This window comes from Streptomyces sp. NPDC093109, assembly GCF_040701725.1.
GTDB lineage: Bacteria > Actinomycetota > Actinomycetes > Streptomycetales > Streptomycetaceae > Streptomyces.
Window position 1 is genome coordinate 1 of sequence record NZ_JBFBEZ010000073.1, and the last position, 23980, is coordinate 23980.

Genomic DNA, 23980 nt, shown 5'->3' on the forward strand with positions numbered 1-23980 from the left:
ACAGGGAGCAGGCACCGCTATCGGTTGCACGCCCCGAGCATCCGCCCGCGCACAACTACGCCTTGATCGGCTACACCACTCGGCGGGACACCATCAGATCTGGAGGAAGGTCGAGGACGCCATCATCGACATCGACGTCTTCTTGGCGGGCGAGGCGCGACATCTCACGGAGAAGAAGTCACTGACCTGCGGTTTCTGTCACCCGGAGGAGAGGGACGCGGGCGGGAGCCGTCCGTGGCTGATATAGGCCCGGAAACCCTGTGTGGCGCTCTAATAGGTTCTCTGACCTGCAGGGAAAGGGGCTGTCTGAGCGGGTGGGGGTTCAAGATTCACTTGGCAGGTGGGTGCTCGTTTGTCAGTGGGGGCCGAGACAGTAGTTGGAGGTGAGTGGCCCGCTCTTGTCAGCGCAAATGGATACCCATGCGCGCTGGCAGGACGGGCCTTCGTCGTGAGGGTCCCGCGAAGAACGACCGACGTGGGGAGAACAGAAGAGTGGGACCCGCACAGCACTCGGCTCATCGGGCCGCCGTCCTGGAAGGCGGCGCCGTATGAGCCTGGACTTCGTGTTGCCTGTCGTGTCGGCTGCGGCAGCCGTGACCGCGGCCGTGTATTACTTCGGCCGCAAGGTGCTGAAAGGCACCGAGGCCCTGCTGTTGGACCTGGTACCGGTGATCCATGCGCTGGGCAAGGTCCGTGCTGCCTGGCGGCAGACCCGCCAGCCCGAGGCGGTCACCGGGCGGGAGGAGGACCCGCGTGCTCTCCCCTGACACGTGGCGGGAGGTACGCCGTCTGCGTGCCAGGGGTATGCCCATCAAGCAGATCGCCCGGCACAAGCAGATGGCGCCCAATACGGTGCGCCGCCTCCTACGCTGTGAGCAGCCGCCCCGCTACCAGCGTCCCGAACGTCCCTCCGTGGCCGCGCCGTTCGAGCCGCTCATCCTGCAACTGCTGCGGGACGAGCCTGGAGTGAGTGCGGCCGAGATCGCACGCCGTATCGACTGGCCGGCCTCGGCCAGTCTGCTGCGTTTCCACGTGGCCCGTCTGCGGTCGGCTTTGCTGCCGCAGGCTGAGCACCGGCCGGAACAGGAGCAAGGGTTCGGGTCTGCTGTTCTGCGGGATTTCCTCCCGGGCTGGGCGGAGTGCGGGCTGTGGTGGCCCCCGGCAGAGCTCGACGTCGGGCATGGACAGAGCCGCCGGTGCCCCGTGCTGCTCATGGTCGCCGGCGCCTCCCGACACGTGGGGGCTTGCCTGTTGCCCAGCGCCCGCTTCCGTAACGTGTGGATCGGCCAACGGCGCCTGCTGCAGGAATGGGGCGCCGTACCGCACACCCTGCGCTGGGACACCAGCGGTATCGACTTCCCCTGGGCCTGGTACTTCGAGACCGAAGGGTGGGACATCTCCTGGAACACCTACGTGGCACGCGCTGAACTGGACGACCTCGCCGTCCAGGACCGCGGCCTCCCACTGACCGGCCTCGCAGCTGCCCGCCGCCGCCTGCGCCGGTTCGGCTCTGCCAGCCCGCTGCCTGCTACTCCGCTGACTTTCGCTGCTGGTCTTGCCTCATGGGTGGAGGAAACGAACGCTGCGACGCATCCCGCGCCGACACGCTGGACTGAGGAACGCGCGGCCATGCGCGCCCCCGCCGCAGTCCCGCAACTGCTCGCCACCCGGTGCCGGGGCAGGGCCGTCCCGGACACGGATGGCTACATCGCCGTGGCGGGCAACCACTATCTGGTGGGTGTCGTGGGTCGTTTTTTGTGCGCAGCATGCGTGTTCTGAGCTGGTGGTTTCTCAGTTGTAGTGGGCCGTTGTGGTGCTGATGGTGCCGCTGGGTGTGGTGTGGCGGGGTCCTGCAGGTTCTTGGCCTGGGCTTGTGCAGTTTTTCTGGGTGGCATGCAGGTGGATTGGGCCGCTACTTGAAACGCGTACAGGGTGTCCTTCGGGCGCGGGGTCACGCCGTGGTGCCGGAGTCCGGGGGTGAGGTCTGGCCGGTGGCGGGTCGGTGCTCGCGGAGTGCTTGGAGGATGTTGGCGTGGTGTTCATCGGCGGAGTTGCTGGTCTGGGTCTGGAGGAGGGGGGCCAGGCGTGTGTAGAGGTCGTCGAGACCGAACATCGCGTCGAGGCCGGCCAGGACACTTTCGTCGATCAGGCGGTGCGGGCGTGGCGCGGGTTGGAGGAGTTTGCCCAGGAGGGGGAGGGGTTCCCAGCCGTTGTCGAGGCGTTGGCGTAGCCAGGGGCGCAGGCTGTCGGGGTGGGTGTGGCGCCACATCCAGATCAGGTCGGTGTCGGACTCGGTGAGTTCCTCAGCAGGTTTGCCTGTAGTGGGTACGAGGTGCTGGGCGATCTGCTCGGTTACGGCGTCGCGGGCCTGAAGAGACCAGTCTTCGGCGGTCTGTACTTCCTCGGAGTCGTTGTTGTCCGGGTTGGTGGCGCGGTGCAGGGTCCGGGTGGCCAGGACCGCTCCGTCGGGGCTGGCCGCCATGGCGGCCAGTACCGGGGCTCTTTGTTCGGGTGGGAGGTCGGTGAGGAGGTCCCGGGCCAGGAACTGCATGCTCATGCCGCTGTTGACTAGGCCCATCATTTCCGGTTCGGCGGTCAGTTGCCCGTAGCTGTCTGCCATGGCCTTGAGCAGCGCAGCGGCGGGGAGGCGGATACCGGCGCTGCGGCGCTGCTCGATTCGGCGGGTGATGCGGTGGGTGTCGTCGCGGAGGCGGAGCAGCAGTTCGGCTGCTTCCTCTCCTGGGGCGTCGGTGGTCAGCTGGGCCAGGGCCTGGTCGAAGGCGGCTTCGGGAAGGTCGTCATCGGGGACGCCGAAGACCATGTACCGGTCGAAGTAGTCGGTGCTGCCGATCCCGCGGCGCTGGGCGGCGGCTTTCGTGTCGCTACCGTTGCCGAGGTCTTGCTGGACTGTTGGGAACAGCAGGGCCAGCAGGTTGAGCACGCCTTTGATGTGGTCTTCGGCCACGCCGGCTTCACGCAGGCGGTGGCGCCAGCGTTCGGCTCGTTCGCCGGGCTGCTGTGTGCTGTGCCGCTGTGCCGCGTCGATGCTGGTGCCGGTCAGTTCGGCGCGGTGCCGTCTCAGGAGCCGGTAGACGCCGGGCTCGGTGGTGCGCAGGAAGGTGACGATGAGGAAGTCGACCAGGTCCACGTTTCCGGCGAGGGAGCTGAGGGTGGCGTCGGCCTGCCCGAAGTAGCGTTTGACGGCCCGTGGCGTCTGCAGCCTGTCCTGCAGGTGCCGGAAGTAGGCCTCGGAGAAGCGTCGTTCCTCGCTCGGCGTCATGGACAGGCTGTGGGAGTCCAGCAGGGCGTTGAGGGCTCGGATACTCATGGCGGCGGCGTCCCGTTCGCGGAACGCGGGAAGGTCGAGCCGCACCTGGATGATCTTTTCCAGGAACTCGCGGGCCCTGCCTTCGCTGTTTCCTACGAGGTCGCTGCGCTGCAGGACGTCCAGCAGCGTCTGCTCGTCGAAGCTGATCAGGTAGTAGACGTTCGGTAGATGGCCCACCAGGCGCACCAGTTTGAAGACCAGGAGAAGTTCGTCGGGGGTGAGGCGGTCCAGGTCGTCCATGACGACCAGGACGGGCTGGCCTGCCCGCCGCAGAGCCTCTTCGGCCTTCCGCTTGGCTGTTGAGGCGCTGGTGTCTCCGCTGATGCGATCGCTGAAGGCCTTGATCAGGCCCTCCGAGTCGAGGCCGGCCAGCGCGGTGAGCTTGCCCAAGGGGCTGATGGCCTGCCCGAAGCCTCCGAGCGTTTTGCGGACTTCTGACCAGCGCCTTCCTTTGGGGAGGGCGGCTCGGACCTCGCTGAAGAGTGCCGCGGTCAGCGTCTCCAGGTTGGAGTAGAGCCATGGGTTGAGCTCCGCGATCAGCCAGTCCTCGCTGCCGTCCTGTTGCTGCAGGAGGCGTATCACCTTGCCCAGGACCGTCGACTTTCCGGAGCCCCAGGAACCGATCAAGGCCAGGACGCCGGTTTCGGTCTGGGTCCGGACGCGCTCCAGCAACTCCACCGCGTGCCGTGCGTACTGTTCACGCCCCAGCAGGTCGGACCCCTCGTCGTCGAGGAACGGTTCGTCGTTGAAGAAGCGCGCGTCGCTCATCGGCATAGCGTGCCTGACCGGGTCGTTGCCTCGCTGCAGATTGGTCGGGGCGGTCAGCTACTGGGGTGGATGTCGATGGTGGTGAGGAGGTGTTGCTGCTGGGGGTGGAGGGTGTTCCAGCGGGTGCGTTGCCGCTCGGTCCATCGCTGGAGGGCGGGGGAGTGGTCCTGGCCGGAGCGGTGGGTCAATAGGGCTTGTTGGTAGGTGCGTTGCCAGATGCTGGGCCAGGGTGGGTTCCACCACGGGTCGATCGCGGTGAGGGCTTGGCTGGTGGTGGGGGCCAGGCGTCCTTGCCGGGCTTTGCGGCGTGTTTGTACCAGCCAGCGGCCCAGGGGGAAGCTGTCGTGGTGGGTGTCTGCGCTGGGGGAGAGGTGGCTGTGGACGGCGGCGTAGGCGCGGGCGTGGGCGAGGCCGGGGCTGAGGGGGTAGACACGGCTGGATCTGCGTCGCTGGCCGGCGGCGTCCGCGGTGCCGGGGGCGATCCCCAGGCCGGTCAGGAGTTTCTGCTGCTCGGGGCGTAGAAGATCCCAGGCGGCGTGTTGTGCTCTGACCCAGGTTCGTACGTCGGCGGGGACACCGTGAGGGCGGGTTTGTGTGGTGCGGGCGCGGGTGCAGGCGCGTTGCCAGGCCAGGTCCCAGGGCGGGTTCCACCACGGGTCGATCGCGGTGAGGGCCTGGTGACGGGCGCTGGGGGTGGTCTCGCGCAGGGCCTGTTGGCGTTGGTCGTTGAGCCAGCGGCCGAGGGGAAAGCCGTCGTGGACGGTGGAGTAGGCGACGGCCAGGGTGTGGTGGAGGGCGGCGTAGGCGCGGGCGTGGGCGAGGGCGGTTTCTGCGTAGGGGTTGAGGGGCCGGGTGCGGGCGCTGTCGCGGGTCAGACCGATGCCGGCCAGGAGGCGCTGCTGGTCGGGGTGGAGGTCGTCGTAGTGGTTGCGCTGCTTGCGGAGCCAGGTGCGCTGGGCGGGGGCGAAGCTGCGGAAGTGGTGGTCGGCGTCGAGCCGGTGGCCGGCCTGTACCTGGTCGTGGATGTGCTGCCAGGCGCGTTGCCACGCCAGGTTCCAGGGCGGGCACCACCAGGGATCGATGGCGGTCAGGGCCTTGGTCCGGGCGGATAGTGGTGTGCCGCGGTGGGCGTGGTCGCGGGCGTGCTGGCGTTGCCGGCGCAGCCATCGTCCGAGCTGGAATCCGTCGTGGACGGTTTCCGTTGCGGTGGCGAGGGTGCCGTGCGTCGCGTGGTAGGAACGGGCGTAGCCCAGTGCGGTGGCGAAGTCGGCTTCGTTCTCGGCGGGCCGGGCGGCGGCGCCGCGGGCCTGGTCCTCGGTGATTCCGATGAGGGCGAGCAGGTCGTGTTGGCCGGGCTGGAGGGTGTCGTACTGGGCGCACTGCGTGGTCAGCCACGCGGCGAGCGCGCTGGCGGTGCCGGGGAACCCGGCCGCGGCCTCCAGGGCGTGGCCGGCTTGGACATGGGTGTGCGCCTGGTGCCAGGAGCGCTGCCATTCCAGCGCCCAGGGCGGGTTCCACCAGGGATCGATCGCCGACAGCGCCAGCGCGCGGGACGATGGGGTGCCGTAGCGCAGCTGGTGGGCGCGGTCCTTGCTGCGCTGGTTGGACAGCCACTGCCCCAGCTTCAGCCCGTCCTGGACAGTGTCGGCGGTCGCGTTCACCAGCGTGCCGTGGGTGTCGGCGAAGGCGCGGGCACAGGCGAGGACGTTCTGGAAGTGGGTGGCCATGTGCTTGCGGCGGGGCCGGGCCGCCCGGGCACTGTCGCGGGTGAGGCCGATGTCGGACAGGAGGCGCTGCTGGCCAGGGTGCAGGTCGTCATAGCCGGTGCACTGGTTGTAGAGCCATTCACCCAGGCCGAAGCTGGTGGCGGGGAAGCCGTGTTCGGGCCGCAGGCCGCCCCGGGCGCGGGCGTGGTCGCGGGCTTCGTAGTAGGAACGCTGCCACATGACCGTCCACGGCGGTCTCCACCACGGATCCAGCGCCTCGAGTTCCGCGACGTGTTCGGGCGGCATCGCGGGGAATTTCCGGTGATTTGACAGCCACCGGCCCAGCGTGAAGCCGTTGAACCGCTCGCCGATCGGAGCTGCGAGGTGGCCGTGGACGGCGGCGTAGGCGCGGGCGTGGGCCAGGCCGGTGGTGAAGGCGTGGTCCGATGTGTGCCGGAGCCCCAGGTGCAGCCGCGTACCGCCCGCAGCGTTCTCGCCCTTGTTGGCGATGCCGCGGTAGGCGGTGAGTTCGCGGGCGATGGGGCGGGGCCGGTGCGCCATGTGCAGCGTCCACAGCCGGTCGGCGGCGGCTGTGTCCGCGTCGGCCCGTACGCAGTGCTGCGCCCAGAGCAGCAACGGGCCGGCCGAGGTCGAGGCGATCTGTTCGGCAAGCCACGGCCGGTTCGTGACTCGCGCCAACTGGGTGACCAGAGTGGGGGTGTGAGCGAGCGTGTGGGGCAGGTGTCCGTCGGTGTCGGCGAGCAGCCGCTGTCTGGTGCGTTCGTCGGTGAGGACCGAGGTGAGGGCGACCGTCTCCGGGTAGGTGACCGCGTCCCTGACCAGCAGCCGCCACCAGCCGGGATCTGCCCCAGGCGGCGCCATCTCGCGTACCCGGCGCGGCCATTGCTCCTCCTCGGGCCACTGCTGCGCCCACCAGGAGACGAGCACGGCGTGGGCGACCTCGAACGCGCGGGCGGCGTCCGGCCGGTGGCGCAGCAGCTGCAGGTGCCGCCGGTGTGCCGCGAGCATCTCCGGCAGCCCCGTCAGGTCGATCTGCTCGGTGCCGGCTGGCGCGCCGTCGACCCAGTGGGTGCCGAGCATCCAGCGCCGGTGACGCGGGCAGATTCGGGTGTGCGGTTTCAGGTACAGCCGGGCGGGCTTGGCCCGTCCGGTGCGTGCCGCTGTGCACAGTCGGCAGCCTTCCCCTGCGGCCGGCACCACGACCCCGAAGCGGAACCGCCCGGCCGCACCTTCCCCGTCCGGAGCAAGGGGCTCCTTGGCGGCCCAGGCGGGCAGGGCCCGTCCCAGGGCGTCCTCGGGCACGCGGCAGAACACCGATATACGGGCCCGGGCTTCGGCGTTGAGGTACATCTCGCCGTCCGTGCGGTAGCCCTTGAACAGGCCTCCGCCGACCTGGAGCAGTGCCGGGATGAGATCTCTGACGCCGAGCCGGTAGCGGTCGGCCAGCCGGTCCAGGTACGACAGGTTCGTCTCGCTCTGCAGCGGTGCGAGCCGTGCCGACCCCGGCCGCGCCGCCGCTGCACATGGTGGTGGCTGTGGTGGAAGGGAGTTGCGCATCAGGGAGGAGAGACCGGTTTCGGTGGAGCTCAGGCGATCAGAAGCCGAGCAGCGACGTGGACGGGGATCCGGACGATGAGGGCAGCCGCAGGTCAGCTGCGGCGCGATACGGGTGTGCGGTGACGCTGTGGTGCCCGGGCTCGTTGTTCGGCGGCGGTGTCGAGTTCGACCTGTTCGAGCAGTTTCTTGGTGATCTTCTCGGTGCCGTCCAGCAGGGACACGAGGGCGGCTTCGCGGACGAGGTGGGAGAGGCTGCCCATGCGGCCGCCAGTGCGGGCGTGAAGGTAGGCGGCGTGCGTGAGGAGGGTGCCGGGCCGGTGGTGGCGCAGCCGCAGGGCGCTGTCCATGCCGTGCATCAGGTCGTGCCAGATCTGTTTGTCCGCGCCGCTGCCGAAGCGCAGCGGCTGGTTGCGCACGATTTTGAAGCGGCCGGCGAGCTGGGAGCCGCGCACGCCGGTCAACAGCGGTGAGGTCTCGACGTCGATGCCGGAGTAGACGAAGGTCGCCGGGATCCGCTCGCCGAGGTACTTCAGCTGGTCGGAGGTCTCGGCGCCGGCCCGGCTGCGGGTGTCCATCAGGTGTACGTCGTCGACCAGGATCAGCTGGGTGCCCATCTCACACAGCAGCTCGCATACCGCGTTGGTGATCTGGATCTGGTTCATCCGCTCCAGCATTGGCAGGCCGAGGAAGCGGGCGAACTCGCTGATGAGCATCTTCGGAGTGGAGGACGGCGGCACGGTGATGAACAAGACCGGCAGACGCCCGTCCTGGTTCGGGTGGCGGCGCCGGTCGGCGAGTTCGACGGTGCGCCCGAGCTGCTGCATCGCGGTGGTCTTCCCGGTGGTCGCCGGCCCGGAGATGATCAGGCCGCGCCTGGCTCCGCCCTGCTGGCCGCGGTTGAGCAGCAGCAGACGGCGTACCGCGGTGGAGATGGCGTCCATCGCGGGGGTCTTCAGCACCACGAACCGCGCGTGGTAGTCCTCCCGCTGCTCCAGGGTCCACCCCTCGTCGCCAACGTCCAGCGCCGGGGCAGGGGCTGTGTCGACGAACTGCTGCCACCCGTCCCACGTGGTCAGGGGACTGAAGGCGCTGTGCTGCGCGGTGGCGGGCTTGACTGTTGTCACCATGCCTGGGCCTCCTGGTACGGGTCGTAGATGTGCATGCCGCCCGTCCCGGCAGCGTCCGGCGTCTGCTCAGCGGCCTGGGCGCGGGCTGTTCCGGCCGTCGGCTTGGTTACTTCCGCTTCCTCCGCGTGGCCCGCCGCGGCGTCCTGGCCGTCGGCGAGGCCAGCGAGGGGGTCGTCTTCGATGTCGTCCAGGCCGTCGTCGGCGTCCCAGCCGTCGGCGTCCTCGGGCAGGACGGTGAAGGAGCCGGGCAGCCCGAACGAGGCCCCCGGCGCGAGAGGCGCAGGCCACTGCTGCGGGGCGGTGGCGGGGGAGGCATCGGTCATCTGCGCGGCCGCCTGGGCCCGGGCGGCTACTGTCCGCTCGCGTTTGCTGCCCAGCCCCTGGCTTGCACGGCGCAGCAGCTCATCCAGCGCCCCAGCGATCGCGGCCTCGTGCTCTTCGCGGCCCACGCGGCGTTCCACGGTGCGCCGGACGTGGTCGAAGGTAAACGCGGTGAACGGACGCCGTACCGCCGCCGCGTGGACCCACGGAACCTCCAGCCATCCTTCGGGCAGGCGCACCCACACCCGGTTGGGGTCATAGGGGTTGTGGTGGACTTCCCACCGTCCGTTCTTGTCCGCCCGCGGCGAGCGGCGGCGCCGGCAGGGGTTCAGGCCGGGGTGGTCGTAGGTGCGGTAGCCGAAGCGGATCCCGTAGTCGTTGACGGCCTGCCACCGCAGGGGCAGGAGTTCGACGTAGTCGTCGGCGGACAACGGCACCGGCACATGCCCCGTCACCGCCACCAGGGCCGCCCACATCTCGTTCGGCGACACGGAGACCCGCGGCATCATCGGGTGCCGCAGCGCCTCATGCGCGCGCTCCTGCCACCCGGCGATGACCCACTCGTCCAGCAGTTCCTGAAGCTGCGCCAGGCTCCAGCACGCATCCTGCTCCGCGGCCGCGCCGCGCTGGGAGACATCCGAGCCGGTGTGGCCCGGCAGGTACTGGCTGAACCCGTCGGCGATGGTGCGGAAGGTCCGCTCCACGTTCCCCTTCGCCGGGCCGTTCGCCGGCGGCACCGGCTGCACCGACACTCCCAGGCTCTCGCACGCCGAGATGAACGAAGCCGACACGTACACCCGGCCCTGGTCCACCACCACCGTCTCCGGCATGATCACCGGCCGGGCAGCAGCCTGCTCAAGCCGCGCGTCCAACGCCACCAGCCGCTCGTAGGGGATGACCGACCGCTGCATCGACAGTGCCGTATCCCAGCCCGGCCGCATCGCGGCCGGCACCACCATCTGCGCCAGCAGCATCGCCGCGTCCACCGACGTCGTGCCCACCGGCCGCAGCACCGCCGCGCAGATGCTGCGGGTTGCCACGTCCAGCGCGATGCTCAGCTCCACCCGGCCGGTCACACCGTTGTCCAGCACCGCCAGGACATCCAGCGGCGTGCTGTCCAGCATCACCAGCTCACCCGGCCGCAGCGCCACCGTCGGCGTGAACGGCGGAGCTGGCCGCGACGCATGCCATCGCCGCTGCGCCGCCGTCCCCAGCAGCCCCTGCCCGTCGGCGACCGCGTGCACCAGCCGGTTGAACGTCGATGCCGGCGGCAGGGCCACCACCCCCGCGCCGTGCTCCTCCTCCAGCAGCCATCCCACCTGGCGGCGCAGCCGCACCAGCGTGCCCGTCGACCGCTCCCGCTGCCCCTCCAGCGCTGTCCGGATCGCCGTGACCACCCGTTCATCGGCCCGTCCTACGGCAGACCGCTCCCTCGCCGCCCGCCCGTCCACCAGCCCCCACAGGCCCTCGCTTCGGTAGCGGGCCCGCATCCGCCGCACCGTGGCCACACTCGCCGTCCAGCCCGCCGCCGTCAGCTCCTGCGCCTTCGCCTGCTCCCGCTGGGCCAGGCTCTGCGTCGCCGGATCGAACTCCTCACGCGGACGGCCCTGCCCGACCGCATCCGGGAAGCCGGTCTCCACCTCCCGCACATGCCGCTGCCACGCCAGAGCCCGCTCCCGTACCTCCACCGGCAGTGCTTCCAGCAGCCCGAACGGCGGCACCCTTTGTGGCGCGCGCCCGCCTTCCACTTCGAAGGACGGGTCGGCGAACAGGTAGGGCAGCAGCACGACTGCGGAGGCCCCCTCGCCGGTCACCAGCGTGGCCCGGGCGCCTTCCAGCACGGCCACCGTCCACATCCGCCCGTCGAAGCGAACCCGCGCCCCGACCTCGACAACCGCCTGCGTCACGCCGCCTCGTCCTCCTGCCGCGGGACCGAGACGAGGACGCGCTCATGCAGCGGTTCGTCCAGCCGCACACGCAGCACACCACTCCACAACGTGTGAAAAAGCGCAGGCCAGACCGCGATCGGGTCACCCAGGTTCCGCACCACTTCCACCGCCGGCCGCGGCCTGCCGAACGCCGCCACCAGAGCCGGGATCCACGGACCCGCACCGTGCCGGGGATGCCGGTATCCGGCCAGCCACCGCACATTGGCCACCAGCACCGGATCCGGAGGCTCCTCCAGCCGATAGGACCAGCCCACCGCCTCCGCAGCAGCTGCCACCACCCGCGCCCGCTCACCCAGCCGGGCAGAGGGCCCGCTGCGCCCCACGCAGTCGAGCAGTAGACCGCTGCCGTCCTTAAGCCTGGCCATCAACTGGGGTGCATGCCCGACGACTTGACCACCCTCACGCCACACCAGCTCCGCAGGCCGGCAGGCCAACGCCACCACAGCCGTATCCCGGTCCAGCAGCATGAGCTGGGTCCGCATGACACCGGACCCGTACGCCACCAGCCGCCCGTTGGTCGACGACCACCACCAGCCCGGAGCAACGCGCCGCCCGTACCGGACAGGAAACGGCCGTACCGCAGGACTGCGCTCGAAGGCGACGTCCTGCGCGGCCTCGAGCCACGGGACCTGCTGCACACAGCCCAGCGGGTCGAGGAAGCGCACGTCGATCCGGCTGGAGCCTACGGCCGCACCGCCGCCGCCCCGAACAGTAAAGTCCGTCGCCTGCATGCAAGCAGTCAACCCAAGCCCAAGGCCCCATTCCCCCAGGCAAGTTGACAGGAATCACGCCGATGTCTTGGACGGCAGCTCATTGCCATTCCAGGCCTGCCGCCACCGCGCCGCCTACTCGAACAAGACCTTGCCGCCGCCCGCATCAGGCGGCCCCGCCCGATGCGGACAAAGAACATCACCCGCTGACACCGGCATGCCCTCCAGGGCTACAGAAGTGCGTTTCGGTATGCGTTCGGGGGTTAAATTGATCTAGATTGTGGTGCGGGAGGGTGAAGCATGCCGAGTCAGGAAGAGCTGTTCGCCGCAGTTGACGAGCTGCTGACGCAGCCCAGGCTCGTGCTGCCGCTGCCGGAGGAACGGCTGCGGCTGCGTAAGGCCGCTGGTCTGACGCAGGACGATGTGGCCCGGGCACTGAAGTCACGGCGGGAGACGGTCAACGGCTGGGAAACCGGCCGTACCGACCCCAGACCACCGCGGCTTCAGGCGTATCTGCGGCTACTGGAAGGCTGGGCGGCGAAGTACCCGGCCCAACCCGCGCTGGACACAGGGTCCTTCACCGGGCCCGCAGCCGTGCTGGATGCGCGGACTGCCCCCACCGACCCGGCCAGTGTCCCGGTGACTGCACCAGTCGCTGAGAATCACCCGCCTGTGCAGCGCCCGGCCTCCGCCGCGTCCCGTCCGACAGGCACCACTAGGCCGGCATCGACGTCGCGGCGTCCGGCCCGGCCGAAGACGGCCGCACCCGCGGTGGAATCCCGGTTCCCCCATGGCCCGCTCGCGGTGCTGGACGGGGAGGGCACGGCGTTCTGTCTGGGCGGAGTGCTGCTGGAGTGTGCGGCGACGACGATTCCGCAACTGGTCGACTGGACGCTGAAAGAGTCCGGGATCGGCGCCCCCAGGCTGAACAAGAACGGCAAGGACTCCGATCCGCTGATCGTGCTGACCGCGGCGGCCGCCGTACGGTTCGGCCTGCCGGAGCGCCTGGAGGGCCATGAAGCACGCCGGAACCTGCGGCTGCCGGAGGACCACCCGGTCGTCAAACAGATCACGAAGGCGAAGTGGAAACTCACCCAGCGCGGCTTCGGCCCCTGGGCCCGCATCTACCGCCCTGCCAAGGGCAGCCAGCGCCAGTGCGTGCAGTTGGCGATTCTGCCCTGGGACGCCCTGGACACCCGCGCCTGGGGCGACGCCGCCACCCTGCACCCCGCAGACCTCGCCCGAGTGCTGGGCGTGTACGCGTCCCGGGTCATCACCCCGCGCGGCTCCACCGCCGTATCGGGGCTGGAGCTGATGACCGCGACGAGGCCGCCGACCCGCCCGGTGCAGGACGAGGCGACCAGCCAGTGGGTGTCCGGTCCGAACCCGGGCGCGCTCACCCGCCCGATCGACCCGGCCCCGCCGGAGGCAACGCCGGAACACCCCGCCGCCCAGGGCTGGACGGGCGGCTTCCTGGACGAAGAGGCCTACCAGTGGGTCCGCGACCCCAAGCTGCTCTCCGATGAGGAGTGCCTGCTGCCGTGGGCGGTCGGCATCGACATCAACACCGCCTTCCTCGCGGCCGCCGCCCGCCTCACTGTCGGCCTGTCGGAGCCGGTCCACGTCATGGCCCCGGCCTTCGACAAGAAGATCCCCGGCAGCTGGCTGGCCGACCTCTCCCACATCGCACTGGACCCGCGTCTACCGAACCCGTTTACGCCCACCGGGGAGTGCCCCGAAGGACCCGGCTGGTACGCGACACCGACCGTGGCATACGCGGTCGAGCTCGGCTACGACGTCACACCGGCCGAGGCATACCTGCGCCACGAGACGGGTGCGTACCTGGACCCGTGGCACGACCGTCTCAAGGACGCCTTCCTCACGACGACCGCCGATATGGGCGTACCCACCGACAAGGACACCGACGAAGACGCGTTCCTCACCGCGATGGCCCTGCACAAGACATACGCCGCCGCCCACCAGGACGACGTCGAAGTGCTGCGCACTGCACTGCGTGAACTCGCGCCCGGCCGCGCCGACTTGGCGCACCTGGCCGGCCAGAGTGACGAGGACCTGGCGGCCGCGGTACGTCGGCACGGGCAGGGCGCGATGGTCCTGTCCGCCATCAAGTCGACGGTCAAGGGCGGCATCGGCAAGCTCCGCGAACGACCCCAGGGCCGCCACTACACCGAGGGCGAGCGCTGGCCCGCCCTGGAACGGGCGACGTGGAGTCCGCACATCCGGGCGATGCTCATCGCCAAGGCGCGCGTGAACATGCACCGCAAGATGGCCAAGCTCGCCGCCCTGACCGGCCTGTACCCGCTCGCGGTGCTGTCCGACTGCGTCGCCTACGCCAGCCCAGGTTCCTCCCCGCTGGACTTCCTCCCGCGCAACGGCGACGGCACACCGGTCTACGGCACGTTCCGCATCGGCGCGAACCCCGGCTTCTGCAAGGTCGAGGGGGTCCAGGACATGGCGTGGGCGGTGGACCTGATGGAACAGGGCTACAACCCCGCCCGCCACATCAAGGGCGGCGACGCCGTCGCGGACGAAGGGGAGTAGCCCCGTGGTGCGACGGATCCGCCCGGGCAACGCCGACGCCGACGACGCCCTGGTCCAGGAAGCGATCGAGCGCGCCGGCCAGGAAGTCTTCACCCACGAACCGCCCAAGACCCTCAAAGGGCGGATCAACTTCCTGTTGAGGCAGCTGAAGACGGCCAAGGCCGTAGCCCAGGAACTCGGCATCACCCAGCGCTCCGTGGAGCGCTACCGCACCGGCGCGCGCAAACAGCCGCCGAAGGAGATCGCCGACCGTATCGACGCGGCGGTACGCGCCCGCTGGCAGCCGAGGGTCCGCGACCGGCGCCGCAAGCAGGCCGCGACCCGCACCGGGATCACCGTGGAGGCCCGCGCCCGCTTCGGCTACAGCGCACCGATCGGCACGACCGACGACGGCCGCACACGGCGCATTACCGTCCACCTCCCGGCCGACTACGCTCGGCGCCTGTTCGACGCACAGTGGGGCATCGGCGCCCAGAGCCCTAACGAGGTCATCGCCGAAGGCATCCAGGAGATGTACTTCAAGGACCACGGCCGCCGCGCCGACCAGCTTGAGGTCGAATTCACCGACATCGACTACATCGACGTCTCCTTCGGATCTGGTCCCGACGCGGGATGCTAGACCCGCATCCACGTCCTCTTCGACGGACGGCCCACCGCCGATGTCCCCGGATCCGCCGCCAGCGAGCAATTCGCCACCGTGATCCTCGCGCGGGTCGGCGCCGACACCTGGCAGCGCTTCGCCTCGAGAGCCAGCCCCGCTCCGAAGCCCTGCGCGCACCCGGGCCGCGACTACGCCGTACAGGACGGCACCGCCCACCCGGCGCAGGCACTGCTCCTGACCGACGCCGAAGCTGCCGACTGGCTCATCGCCACGGCGGCCGGAGAGATCTGGCCCCGCCTTGGTCACCACGGGTCCCGGGGAAGGCCAGCCATCTCCGGGACCCGCCCCGGAGGGCCGGGACAACATGGATCCACCGATGTCAGTGAGGGCTGAGACCATAGAAGCGGGGCGAAACTGCCCTCACGGGACAGCAGTTGACGATGGAGACAACGCGCACCATGAGACTGGCACTGAATGAGGAGTGGGTCGTCGGCGCCCGCATTGGGGATGGTGGCTTCGGCGCCGTGTTTGAGGCGGAGAGCACCGCTGGCGAGAAGGCGGCGGTGAAGCTCGTGCCCAAGGCGCCGGGTACCGAGCGCGAGATGCTGTTCACCGACCTGGACGGCGTCCGCAACGTGGTGCGGGTCATCGACAGCGGTGAGCACGAAGACCAGTGGGTGCTGGTGATGCCCCGTGCCGAGAAGTCTCTGCGCGACCGCCTCCAGGAGCACGGCCGGCTGCCCCTCAACGAAGCGGTCGCCGTCCTGTCCGACGTCGCCGAAGCACTTGCCGACCTCAAGGACCGCGAGGTCGTCCACCGCGACCTCAAGCCGGAGAACGTCCTCCTGCTCGATGGCCGCTGGTGCCTGGCCGACTTCGGCATCGCCCGCTACGCCGAAGCGACCACTGCCCAGCACACCTACAAGGGTGGGGGAAGCCTGCCGTACATGGCACCCGAGGTCTGGAGGTACCAGCGGGCCACCGGCGCGACCGACATCTACGCCTTGGGCGTCCTGGCCTACGAGCTCCTGGAGGGCACCAGGCCCTTCACCGGACCGGCCGAGCACGACTACCAGGACCAGCACCTGCACGGAACCCAGCCACCGCTCACTGCCGCGCCCTCGCTCCTGGCCGCGCTGATCACGGAATGCCTCTACAAGGCGCCCCAGGCACGCCCCGCGGCCGGCAACGTGCTCGCCCGGCTGGGGCAGATCCCCGTCGCCGCACTCTCCGGCGGGCTGGCCGCGCTCGCGGAAGCCAACCAGGGCGCGGTCGCGCGCCAAGCCGAAGTCGACCGCCGGGCGTCGGCACACGCCACCGAGGCCGACCGCCGCAAGGCCCTGCTCGATGCCGCCACGACCTCGTTCTCCTTCATCGCTGACGCCTTCCTCACGACCCTCACGACCGCTGCCCCGAGCGCGGAGGTACGCAGAGGCAACCAGGGAGGGTGGACCGTCCGCATCGACGACGCCCAGCTGACCCTGTCCGGACCGAGGGAGACCGCCCCCGAGGTCTGGCGCACCACCTCGACACCGGCACCATTCGACGTCATCGCCTCAGCGACCCTCTCCCTGAAAGTTCCCGCCAACTACCACGGCTACGAGGGCCGCAGCCACTCCCTCTGGTACGCCGACGCGAAGACAGAAGACCAGTACCAGTGGTTCGAGACCGCCTTCATGGACACCCCGCTGCGCGGCACCGCGAGAACCATGGAACCCTTCGCGCTCGACCCTCACCACGAGTCACGCGCCGCCGTCGGCCCGGGGATGATGATGCACCAGGTGGCCTGGCCCTTCATCCCGCTCGTCATCGGGGACCTGAACGAGCTCATCGGCCGGTGGGCCGCCTGGCTCGCCGAGGCGGCGACCGGCCAACTCACTCACCCCAGAACCATGCCCGAACGTGACCCCCAGGGTTCCTGGAGGCGATGACCAAGGAGCCGTGCCACAGCCGGCACAAACCCCTCGAATTCCGGTGACGCCAGCCGGACACACCACGGGCCCCGGGAAGTGAAGACATCTCCGGGGCCCTGCTTTATGGAGTCACTTGATCCAACGACCCTGCGACTTTCAGTCGTGCGCGATATCCGGCTCGGTGTAGTAGCGCAGCACCTCCTGGCAGTGCATGACCACCTCGGAGACGAGACCGTGTCGCGCAGCGGCTCGGGCATCCGGGTGTTTTCCACGGACGCACGCTAAGGTGCCGCACCCCCGGATTTGGAGCCGCCGCGTGGGCTCATCCGGAAGGTCTACTCAGCCGTGCCGTCGCCTTCATCGGCTGTTTCGTCCCGTTCGGCTTGGGCATCGGAAACCTCCAGCTCCTCATCACCGTCCTCAGCGACGGCGGCCCCGCCGCTTGTCGGCTGAGTGACAACGGGCACGCCGATCTGAGGGATTGAGGCGGCGATGTCGAGCTTGGCCATTGAGGCAGCGGCCTGCTGAGCGAGGCGCAGCCCGGGACTGTTGGCTGCTGCCTGCAGGGCGGCACTGTGAGCTGCCATCTGCCGGGCGAACCGTAGGCCAGGACCATCGATCAGCTTCTGGTTGGCAGCGATCTGCCGGGCAAGGCGCTGCGCCGGGCCATTCATGAGTGCTGCCGCCCGGGCGGCATCCTGAGCAAGCCGAAGAGAGGCCAGATCGAGCTTTGCGAGCAAGGGAGGCAGCTGATCGGTGCCCAATCCTGCCGGCGGAGTCTGAACTGCCAGAAGGCTGCGCTTGGCACCCGCCGCGATGCCGGCGACTCGCTTCTTGAGGCCCCGCAGGATCTCCATGCACGACTCGTCTCCAGTGTCCGGCGGCGACGGTTCATCCAGCGCAAGGAGCGTCGGGGTCTCATCGTTGCGGGTAGAGAAGAGGACCTTCGTCTCCCACACGCAAGCGATGTGCCCGGAGAGCGACTCCATCTCGTCGACCGCGAGGCCATACAACAGCCATCGGGCCTTCGCCGTGTACCAGACGTCATCTTCGATCCTGTGGCCCGTGACGTCCGTGACGCTGAGCAGTTCGATCTCTGGTTCCTCACACCACGCGTACCACTGCTCCACCGCGGTGCCGTCGCCGAGACCGGCGAAACCAGTGAGGGTGCTGAGGCCCGCCGCCGCCTGGGCGACCCCTTCTCGGACGGACGGCGACTTCAGAAGTTCGAGCGCAGCGGCCTCCGCGTCTTTCCCGGACACCGCCTCGGTGAACTGGGAGACGACCTGGTCGAAGTCCTGCAGCAGGGTGAGCCGGTGTTCCAGGCCGCGGATGTCTTCGTTCAGCGGGTACGGATAGCTGGTCCCGTCGCTGAAATCTTTACTGTTGTTCGTAACGAAATGGACGTGCTGGTCCGGGTTCTGTTCGAGGAATTCCAGGACGGAGAACCAGATCGCCGCATCGCGACCACCTTCAGAGTGGTCCTTGCCGCGCTTCGCTGGCAGCTGGGCCATCGCCTCCCGCTGGAATGCCCTGCGGATGACCCCGTTGCTGGTCTCGATCACCTCGAAGATCTCTCCGTAGACCTTCCGCCAGTGATCCAGGAAGCGCTCCAGGTCCAGCGGTTCCAGCGAGCTTTCCGGCTCCCAGGGCAGGATGTCCCGCAGCTTCTCCAGGGTGTTCAGGACAGCCTGGTGCTTGACCGGGTAGAGGTGCGCCTTATGGGCGGCCATTTCCTCGAGCACCATCCACGGCACGGCCACCCTGTGATGTCCCGATTGCCGCAGCTTGCGGATGATGTCGGCACGCGCGCCATCAGGTGACAGAAGGTTCACCGCGTTCGTATCAAAGATGATCAACCAGGCCTCCCAGTCTCAAAGGGAAGGCAGTATCTCAATCGTCGTCTCGAACGCACGGAATTGAACCTACACAGGTGAGCAACGCAGCGCCGCGGCCGCCGGCATCGCGCTGCTCGGCCACCACCTGCGCTGAGGCAGCAGGCACTTGTTCTCCCGCTCAGTACCCCCGGCGTAGCCTGCTCGGGAGCACGGGCCGTGACGATGCGTCTGGTCCGGCACTCCACGCGCTACGGGGAGAGGGAAGCCGGGCATGGCGAACAATGGGCAGACGGACACGGCCGAACTGGTGGCCATGCTCAGCAAGTGCACCACCGTGAACGTCCGGCTGGCACTGGTTCCGCACGATCAACAGTGGCAACTGCACCATGGCCAGGTCACCTTGGACGACGACACCCCGGTGACGGAGCGGACCTGGCGCTACAGCACGGCTGCATTCCTGGAACTGCCCCTGCCCGGCCCGACGGCCGCCGCGCTGCTGCGCGGTGACGACCAGGACGTCCACGGCCTCCAAGTCGTCTCCCCGAGCCCGCCGTTCTCCAGCGCCTCCACCTCTCGGCTGCGCGGCCAGGAAGAGTGGGGCCGGGTGACCACGCCGTGGCCGCGCACAGAGTGGACCATCAGCCGGGACACCAACACTCCCCAGCCCGGCCGCCACCTCCTGGTCGGCGACGGCCCTTCCTTCCTGAACTTCGACCAGGCGCTCAGCGCCTTCCTCTACCAGCGCCCCTACGAGAGCACCGCAGACCGTTCGGACCTGTGGCGCATCGTCCTGCCGCAGCGTGCGGGCTGGCTTGAGCAGATCAGCATCGGGCCCGACCTGCTGACGGCCGTCGTCGCCGGCGAGGACCTGGACGGCGCGGAACTGGCGCTGAGCTGGGCGGCGGGCAACCAGCCCCAGCCCGTCAACGGTCCCGGCACCTACCGCTTCCCTCTGCCCCACGGACTCGCACACGACAGCCTGTTGATGCTCCACCGCGCAGACCAGTGGCTGGACTGGCGCCACTTCCCCGCCCCCACCTACGGGCGCGCCCGCGACGCCTCGGTCATCTGGGAGCAGCCCGGCCTGGAGCTGGACATCCTCCTGGCGAACGGAGAGGGAAAGTACCTGGAGTGCAAACAGGAGGTCCCGGAGGGCGACTCGCGGAAGAAGATGCTGAAGACCATCGCCGCCTTCGCATCGCGGGACGGCGGCACCGTCCTGATCGGCGTACGGGACGACCTGCAGATCGTGGGCCTGCCCGAGAAGCCGACCGCCGACAAGCAGGAACTCCAGGTCGTCGGGATGATCAGGGACAGCGTGGAACCGGCGCCGCCGTACGAGTCACGCGTGATCGACTACGACGGCAAGAAGGTCCTTGCGATCGAGGTCTCCGGCGGGGGCCAGATGTACGCCTACCGTGACTCACAGCGCCCGGAGTTCTACGTCCGCGTCGGCCCGAACACGGTGCCAGCACGCCATCCTGAGATTGCCGCCGGATTCCGGCAGACTCCGGCCGCCACGTAGCCCGCAGAGGGGGAGCGGCCCAAGATCCCAGGGGCTACACGCACGCCAGTGCGATGCCCCAGCTCAGAGCCACGGCATCGCGCTCCAGTGCGTGTAGCCCCTGGGATGCGAGGTTGCTGGCCCCGGACAGCCAAAGCCCCTGGGCCTGTTGACAGCGTCGGGTACACCCGGACTTCTGGTTCGGGATAACCGAAGGCGCAACACCACGAAAGTGCGTAACCTGGCCGAATTATGAACGCTTCTGCCCCAGAGTTGGGCAACTTTTCCTACCTGGCCCCTCTTTTCGGTGCCGCCGCGGAGTATCGAGCTGAGGACCACTTCAGGCTGTTGCCTGATCCCGAGGTCCGCAGCAGCTTGGCCACAGACGACAAGCCGCTGCATCCATGGGGTGCATCCAAGTTCATCAGTTCGTCCTTCTCAGCAGGCCTCCTTCATGTCGAAGCCCTCAATCAGCTCGTGACCGAGGCACGACAGGTGGATCCGGTCAGCCCCTGGACGCTCCTACGAGCCGCCCTGGAGAACTTCGCTACGGCCGTGTGGCTGCTGGACGGCAAGGACCGAGTCGAACGTCGGCACCGGACGCTCACTCTGTGGGCTGAAGACTTCCGCAACCGGGCCGACCACGAGGCGGACGTCAATCACATCACCAGTCCTTGGGGGAGGACCGGCACCGAGCGGTATGAAGAAGTCCGGCAGCTCGCCGTCAGCTTGGGCCTTCCGGGGTTGCCCAGGCCGAGCGCGACAAAGATCATCACTGAAGCTGCGGCGACCGCCCAGCTGGAACCCGACCAGACGCGGGCGCTGTGGCGCGTGGCCTCCGGCTTCGCGCATGGCCGCTTTTGGCCCAACCTCCGTGCTGCTGAGGTCCTTGATTTGAACCGTGGACCTGACGGCTACCTGGTGAACTTCGGAGTCGACGACGAAAAGCTCGAAAAGCTGTCCAAGGCGTGTTTGCAGCTTCTACAGCGCGCCGAGCGGCGGTATAGAGCCCGCTGCAAAGCGATGGAGATGCCGTCCCGGTCGTGACGACGGCGCCCCGTAAGCGCCTGGTAGACGGCCCTCCCCTTGAACTGATGGCTCACGCCCAGTTGAGTCCGAGGGCGGCCAGCGCGCGCAGCTTGTCGACGGTCAGCTTGGCGCGGCGGCTCTTGCTGTTGCTGAGAAATACACCAAGCCGGACCTCAGTCCCATCCTCCAATTGCTCTACGTGGGCCCTGGGGACCGTCACAGAACCCGTGCGGGCCTTGTACTGCGCCAGGGCCGCAACGCCCTTCTCGAAGGCGCTCACGGGCGCCGTGGACGGCTCCGCGGGCACGTCCGCCTCAGCCGGGGTCGCAGCCGCGGGGAGCGGGGTGACGCCGACGGCCTCCAGGCGCTCGCGTTGCCCATCGGCCAGGGCCGCCCAGACCTCGGGCTGTTGCTGCCGGGCCAGCCACTTGCCCACGTCCATCCCGTGGACCGTGAACCCCGGCAGGATCCCCGCCGGGCCGTCCTCGTCACGCAGCAGCTCGCGCAGCGCGGCGTAGTGCCTCTGCCACTCCGCCGGCCACTCCGGGTTCCAGTCCTCATCGACCGCCAGGAGCGCGGCTTCCCACTCCGGCTTGTCGGCGAGCGCACCCGGCCGCCGCAAATTGGACAACCATTGCCCTACCGGCTTATCCAGTGCCGATGCGGACCGGGGAGCACAAAGCGTCCAGTGTTCCTCGAAGTACACGCGGGCCGCCGCCAGGTTCTCCTGGAACCGTTCATCCGCGACCGACCAGACCATGCCCAGCTTCTCCAGCCGCGCGGCGCGCTTGCCGGTCATCTGTCCCGCCCCGTAGGCCCGTCGTTGTTCTGACACCCATGTGCCTAGCGGAAACATTTTCTCCCGGTGTTCGTAGGGGACGCGGGCGTGAAGCTCGCGTTCCGCGAAGTTCTTGAGCGCTGCCCAGCCCCTCGCCCAGTCCTGCCGCTCCACGTCGATGACGTTGAAGGAAACCCAGTCCGCGACCATCACCGGGTCACGCGGAGCCGCAAAACGAAGCAGCAGACGCGATTCTTCCTCGCCTTTCTCGGGCGCCGTGCCGATATGCGTCGACGGCTGAACATCGGCTTTCTGAGGCTCCTGGGGGATCGCCAGAAGTTCCACGGCCTCTTCATCGTGAGCCCGAAGACCTTCGAGAACCTTCACCAGAGGTCGGTAAGACCCGGAGGTAAACATGTCCTCAGGCTCTTCCCCCGGCTGCAAGAAAATCGGCACAATCAAAGAGGCCAACTTTCCCTGTCCGGGCTTTTGCCGCAGAGCGCGCCCAATGGCCTGCACGATATCGTGCGGCGCGCCCTTGGGATCCAAAAGGGCAACAGAGTCCACGGCGCGAATATCAACGCCCTCACCCAATACGCGGCAATTCGAGAGAATCGCACGAAGCGCCGTGGACCCGAACTTTCCCAGCACTCCCCGCCGCCGCTCGGGCACGTGCTCCCCGCACAGCCAGTCCGCCCAGACCTCCGCCGGGTACCGGTCCGGCTGATCCTCGTGCAACCGGGCCGCGACCCGCTCCAGCCCCTCCGCGTACGCCTGTGCCTCTATCGTCCGATGGTGGAAGGTGATGCAGGTCTGGAGGCTGTGCCGCTCCATGGCGTGCAGGAGCGCGGCCTGCAAGGCTCCGAGACGCTGCCCGCGCACCTCTTCGCCGCGCCGGTCCTCGCCCATCAGCCGCTCCGGGGTGACGACCGGGTCCTGGAGCTCCAGTACGATGATCTGATACCGAGCCAGCAGCCCCCGGGACACAGCCGACGCCAGCGACAGCTTGTAGAGCACCGGCCCGAAGACGTCCTCGTCGTCCATGGAGGCCGCCATCTCCCGCGGCAGCGCGTCCCGCACGCCCTCGGCAACCTCCCAGCTCGGGGGCCGCTCCTGCCAGATCCGCGGCGTCGCCGTCAGGTACAGCCGGCGCACCGACGGGATGACGGCCTGGTCGTGCACGGCAGCCCACGCCTTACCCATCGACCCGCTGGTCCTGTGCGCCTCATCGACACACACCAGGTCCATCGCACCGAGCTTCTGCCCGTACACGCCCTCGAAGGCCTCCGCCAGGACACCCAGGCTCGCGTACGTGGCGAAGATGACGACCTGCCCGGTGCCGTGCCACAGCGCCAACTGCACGGGATTGGTGGTGGAGCGGACTTTCAGCGCCCACAATTCCGGGTCGTCCTGGAGCGAGCACACCGCAACCGCAGGCCCCTTGTGCCCGGCCGCATTCCACGCCTGAACCGTCTGGCTCAGCAAATCCAGCGTCGGCACCAGAACGAGAATGCGCCCCTTGGGAGCGAGCCGCTTAGCCGCCGCAGCCGCGATGATGGTCTTTCCCGTCCCGCACGCGGCGTGCACCTGACCGCGCAGGCCATTGGCAGGGATACCGCCCGGCGGGATATCGAGGCCGCGCACGATGGCGGCAACGGCCTCAATCTGGTGTTCACGCAGTTTCACGGCCATTCCCGTGTTCTCCTTTTCGCGAAATGCGGCCCGCAAGCTGAAAGGGAATCCCGGAGCGGGTGAGGGGTCCGGGGTGGTGCTGTCTATCCCCAGACTCTACACAGCGCACCTCTGTGATGCATCAGCCTTGGGAGAGGTTCGCTCTCCCGGATGATACTTGACTGATTCTCCCCCATGACGTCAGGTCAGAATGTATGCTGGTGGGGTGCCGTCAGCATTGGATGTCCGGGCAGTTGAGAGCAGGGGAGGGGTTCGGGTGGAGCGTAAGCGGAGCCCGTCACAGTGATGGGGCCGGCACCTATCGGGCCGACGGTCCGTCACATCCATTGCAGGGGTGGTGGCCTGGAACTCCAGGGGCTACACAGGCTCGCGCGTGATACACCTCCCCTTGCTGCCAGCCCCGGCGCCCGCGCTTGCGCGGGCGCCCTCAATTCGCGCTTGCGCGAATTGACACCCCGTCGGAATTCCGTTTACGGAATTCCATTCCCGCGTTTACGCGGGAATCCGAATTGCGCTTGCGCAATTCGTGCTCTATGCCCCGGCTTGCCGGGGCATAGCCCGCGGAGCGGGCTATGC

15 protein-coding genes are annotated in these 23980 nt (G+C 68.8%); 8 read left to right on the top strand and 7 right to left on the bottom strand.

Features of this window, described 5'->3' with window-relative positions:
- The 3 genes from AB0389_RS36595 to AB0389_RS36605 form a co-directional block, all read left to right on the top strand.
- Positions 1 to 247: hypothetical protein (locus AB0389_RS36595; RefSeq protein ID WP_366399902.1), on the top strand; the 247-nt coding region annotated here is incomplete at its 5' end.
- 301 nt (positions 248 to 548) lie between these two features.
- On the top strand, positions 549 to 767 hold the full coding sequence (locus tag AB0389_RS36600; protein ID WP_366399903.1) for a hypothetical protein: 219 nt from the start codon (positions 549 to 551) through the stop codon (positions 765 to 767).
- A 37-nt stretch (positions 768 to 804) separates the two neighbouring features.
- A complete protein-coding gene (locus AB0389_RS36605; RefSeq protein WP_366399904.1) occupies positions 805 to 1779 on the top strand; it encodes a hypothetical protein in 975 nt (324 codons plus the stop codon).
- A gap of 172 nt (positions 1780 to 1951) precedes the next feature.
- Here AB0389_RS36605 and AB0389_RS36610 read toward each other — a convergent pair whose 3' ends face one another.
- The 5 genes from AB0389_RS36610 to AB0389_RS36630 form a co-directional block, all read right to left on the bottom strand.
- Positions 1952 to 4096, bottom strand: coding sequence for a P-loop NTPase fold protein (locus AB0389_RS36610; RefSeq protein WP_366399905.1), 2145 nt, complete (start codon positions 4094 to 4096; stop codon positions 1952 to 1954).
- A gap of 53 nt (positions 4097 to 4149) precedes the next feature.
- Positions 4150 to 7380: a helicase associated domain-containing protein gene (locus AB0389_RS36615; protein WP_366399906.1), complete on the bottom strand. Its 3231-nt coding sequence runs from the start codon at positions 7378 to 7380 to the stop codon at positions 4150 to 4152.
- 92 nt (positions 7381 to 7472) lie between these two features.
- Positions 7473 to 8507: a TniB family NTP-binding protein gene (locus AB0389_RS36620; protein WP_366399907.1), complete on the bottom strand. Its 1035-nt coding sequence runs from the start codon at positions 8505 to 8507 to the stop codon at positions 7473 to 7475.
- Positions 8501 to 10735: a transposase gene (locus tag AB0389_RS36625; protein ID WP_366399908.1), complete on the bottom strand. Its 2235-nt coding sequence runs from the start codon at positions 10733 to 10735 to the stop codon at positions 8501 to 8503. Before AB0389_RS36625 ends, AB0389_RS36620 begins: the two co-directional genes overlap by 7 nt.
- Entirely contained in the window at positions 10732 to 11508 is a 777-nt protein-coding gene (locus AB0389_RS36630) for a TnsA-like heteromeric transposase endonuclease subunit (protein ID WP_366399909.1), read from the bottom strand. The genes AB0389_RS36625 and AB0389_RS36630 overlap by 4 nt, the downstream gene beginning before the upstream one ends.
- Before the next feature lie 279 nt (positions 11509 to 11787).
- Here AB0389_RS36630 and AB0389_RS36635 point away from each other — a divergent pair, with 279 nt between their 5' ends.
- The 3 genes from AB0389_RS36635 (at position 11788) to AB0389_RS36645 (ending at position 16581) form a co-directional block, all read left to right on the top strand.
- Positions 11788 to 14049, top strand: coding sequence for a helix-turn-helix domain-containing protein (locus tag AB0389_RS36635; RefSeq protein ID WP_366399910.1), 2262 nt, complete (start codon positions 11788 to 11790; stop codon positions 14047 to 14049).
- A gap of 4 nt (positions 14050 to 14053) precedes the next feature.
- Complete coding sequence (locus tag AB0389_RS36640) at positions 14054 to 14668, top strand: XRE family transcriptional regulator (RefSeq protein WP_366399911.1); 615 nt, start codon at positions 14054 to 14056, stop codon at positions 14666 to 14668.
- A gap of 440 nt (positions 14669 to 15108) precedes the next feature.
- Positions 15109 to 16581, top strand: a complete 1473-nt coding sequence (locus tag AB0389_RS36645; RefSeq protein ID WP_366399912.1) for a serine/threonine-protein kinase — start codon at positions 15109 to 15111, stop codon at positions 16579 to 16581.
- A gap of 317 nt (positions 16582 to 16898) precedes the next feature.
- On the opposite strand, the gene AB0389_RS36650 is transcribed toward AB0389_RS36645, so the two are convergent.
- Positions 16899 to 18422, bottom strand: a complete 1524-nt coding sequence (locus tag AB0389_RS36650; RefSeq protein WP_366399913.1) for a PIN domain-containing protein — start codon at positions 18420 to 18422, stop codon at positions 16899 to 16901.
- A gap of 250 nt (positions 18423 to 18672) precedes the next feature.
- Here AB0389_RS36650 and AB0389_RS36655 point away from each other — a divergent pair, with 250 nt between their 5' ends.
- On the top strand, positions 18673 to 19926 hold the full coding sequence (locus AB0389_RS36655; protein WP_366399914.1) for an ATP-binding protein: 1254 nt from the start codon (positions 18673 to 18675) through the stop codon (positions 19924 to 19926).
- A 231-nt stretch (positions 19927 to 20157) separates the two neighbouring features.
- Positions 20158 to 20952, top strand: coding sequence for a hypothetical protein (locus tag AB0389_RS36660; protein ID WP_366399915.1), 795 nt, complete (start codon positions 20158 to 20160; stop codon positions 20950 to 20952).
- 52 nt (positions 20953 to 21004) lie between these two features.
- Here AB0389_RS36660 and AB0389_RS36665 read toward each other — a convergent pair whose 3' ends face one another.
- On the bottom strand, positions 21005 to 23404 hold the full coding sequence (locus AB0389_RS36665) for a Helicase associated domain protein (protein ID WP_366399916.1): 2400 nt from the start codon (positions 23402 to 23404) through the stop codon (positions 21005 to 21007).
- Positions 23405 to 23980 lie beyond the last annotated feature (576 nt).

Bases quoted from the DNA above. Each gene is read 5' to 3' on its own strand.
- AB0389_RS36600 (WP_366399903.1), top strand. From the start codon at position 549: ATGAGCCTGGACTTCGTGTTGCCTGTCGTGTCGGCTGCGGCAGCCGTG.
- AB0389_RS36605 (WP_366399904.1), top strand. From the start codon at position 805: ATGCCCATCAAGCAGATCGCCCGGCACAAGCAGATGGCGCCCAATACG.
- AB0389_RS36610 (WP_366399905.1), bottom strand. From the start codon at position 4,096: ATGAGCGACGCGCGCTTCTTCAACGACGAACCGTTCCTCGACGACGAG.
- AB0389_RS36615 (WP_366399906.1), bottom strand. From the start codon at position 7,380: ATGCGCAACTCCCTTCCACCACAGCCACCACCATGTGCAGCGGCGGCG.
- AB0389_RS36620 (WP_366399907.1), bottom strand. From the start codon at position 8,507: ATGGTGACAACAGTCAAGCCCGCCACCGCGCAGCACAGCGCCTTCAGT.
- AB0389_RS36630 (WP_366399909.1), bottom strand. From the start codon at position 11,508: ATGCAGGCGACGGACTTTACTGTTCGGGGCGGCGGCGGTGCGGCCGTA.
- AB0389_RS36635 (WP_366399910.1), top strand. From the start codon at position 11,788: ATGCCGAGTCAGGAAGAGCTGTTCGCCGCAGTTGACGAGCTGCTGACG.
- AB0389_RS36645 (WP_366399912.1), top strand. From the start codon at position 15,109: ATGAGACTGGCACTGAATGAGGAGTGGGTCGTCGGCGCCCGCATTGGG.
- AB0389_RS36655 (WP_366399914.1), top strand. From the start codon at position 18,673: ATGGCGAACAATGGGCAGACGGACACGGCCGAACTGGTGGCCATGCTC.
- AB0389_RS36660 (WP_366399915.1), top strand. From the start codon at position 20,158: ATGAACGCTTCTGCCCCAGAGTTGGGCAACTTTTCCTACCTGGCCCCT.
- AB0389_RS36665 (WP_366399916.1), bottom strand. From the start codon at position 23,404: ATGGCCGTGAAACTGCGTGAACACCAGATTGAGGCCGTTGCCGCCATC.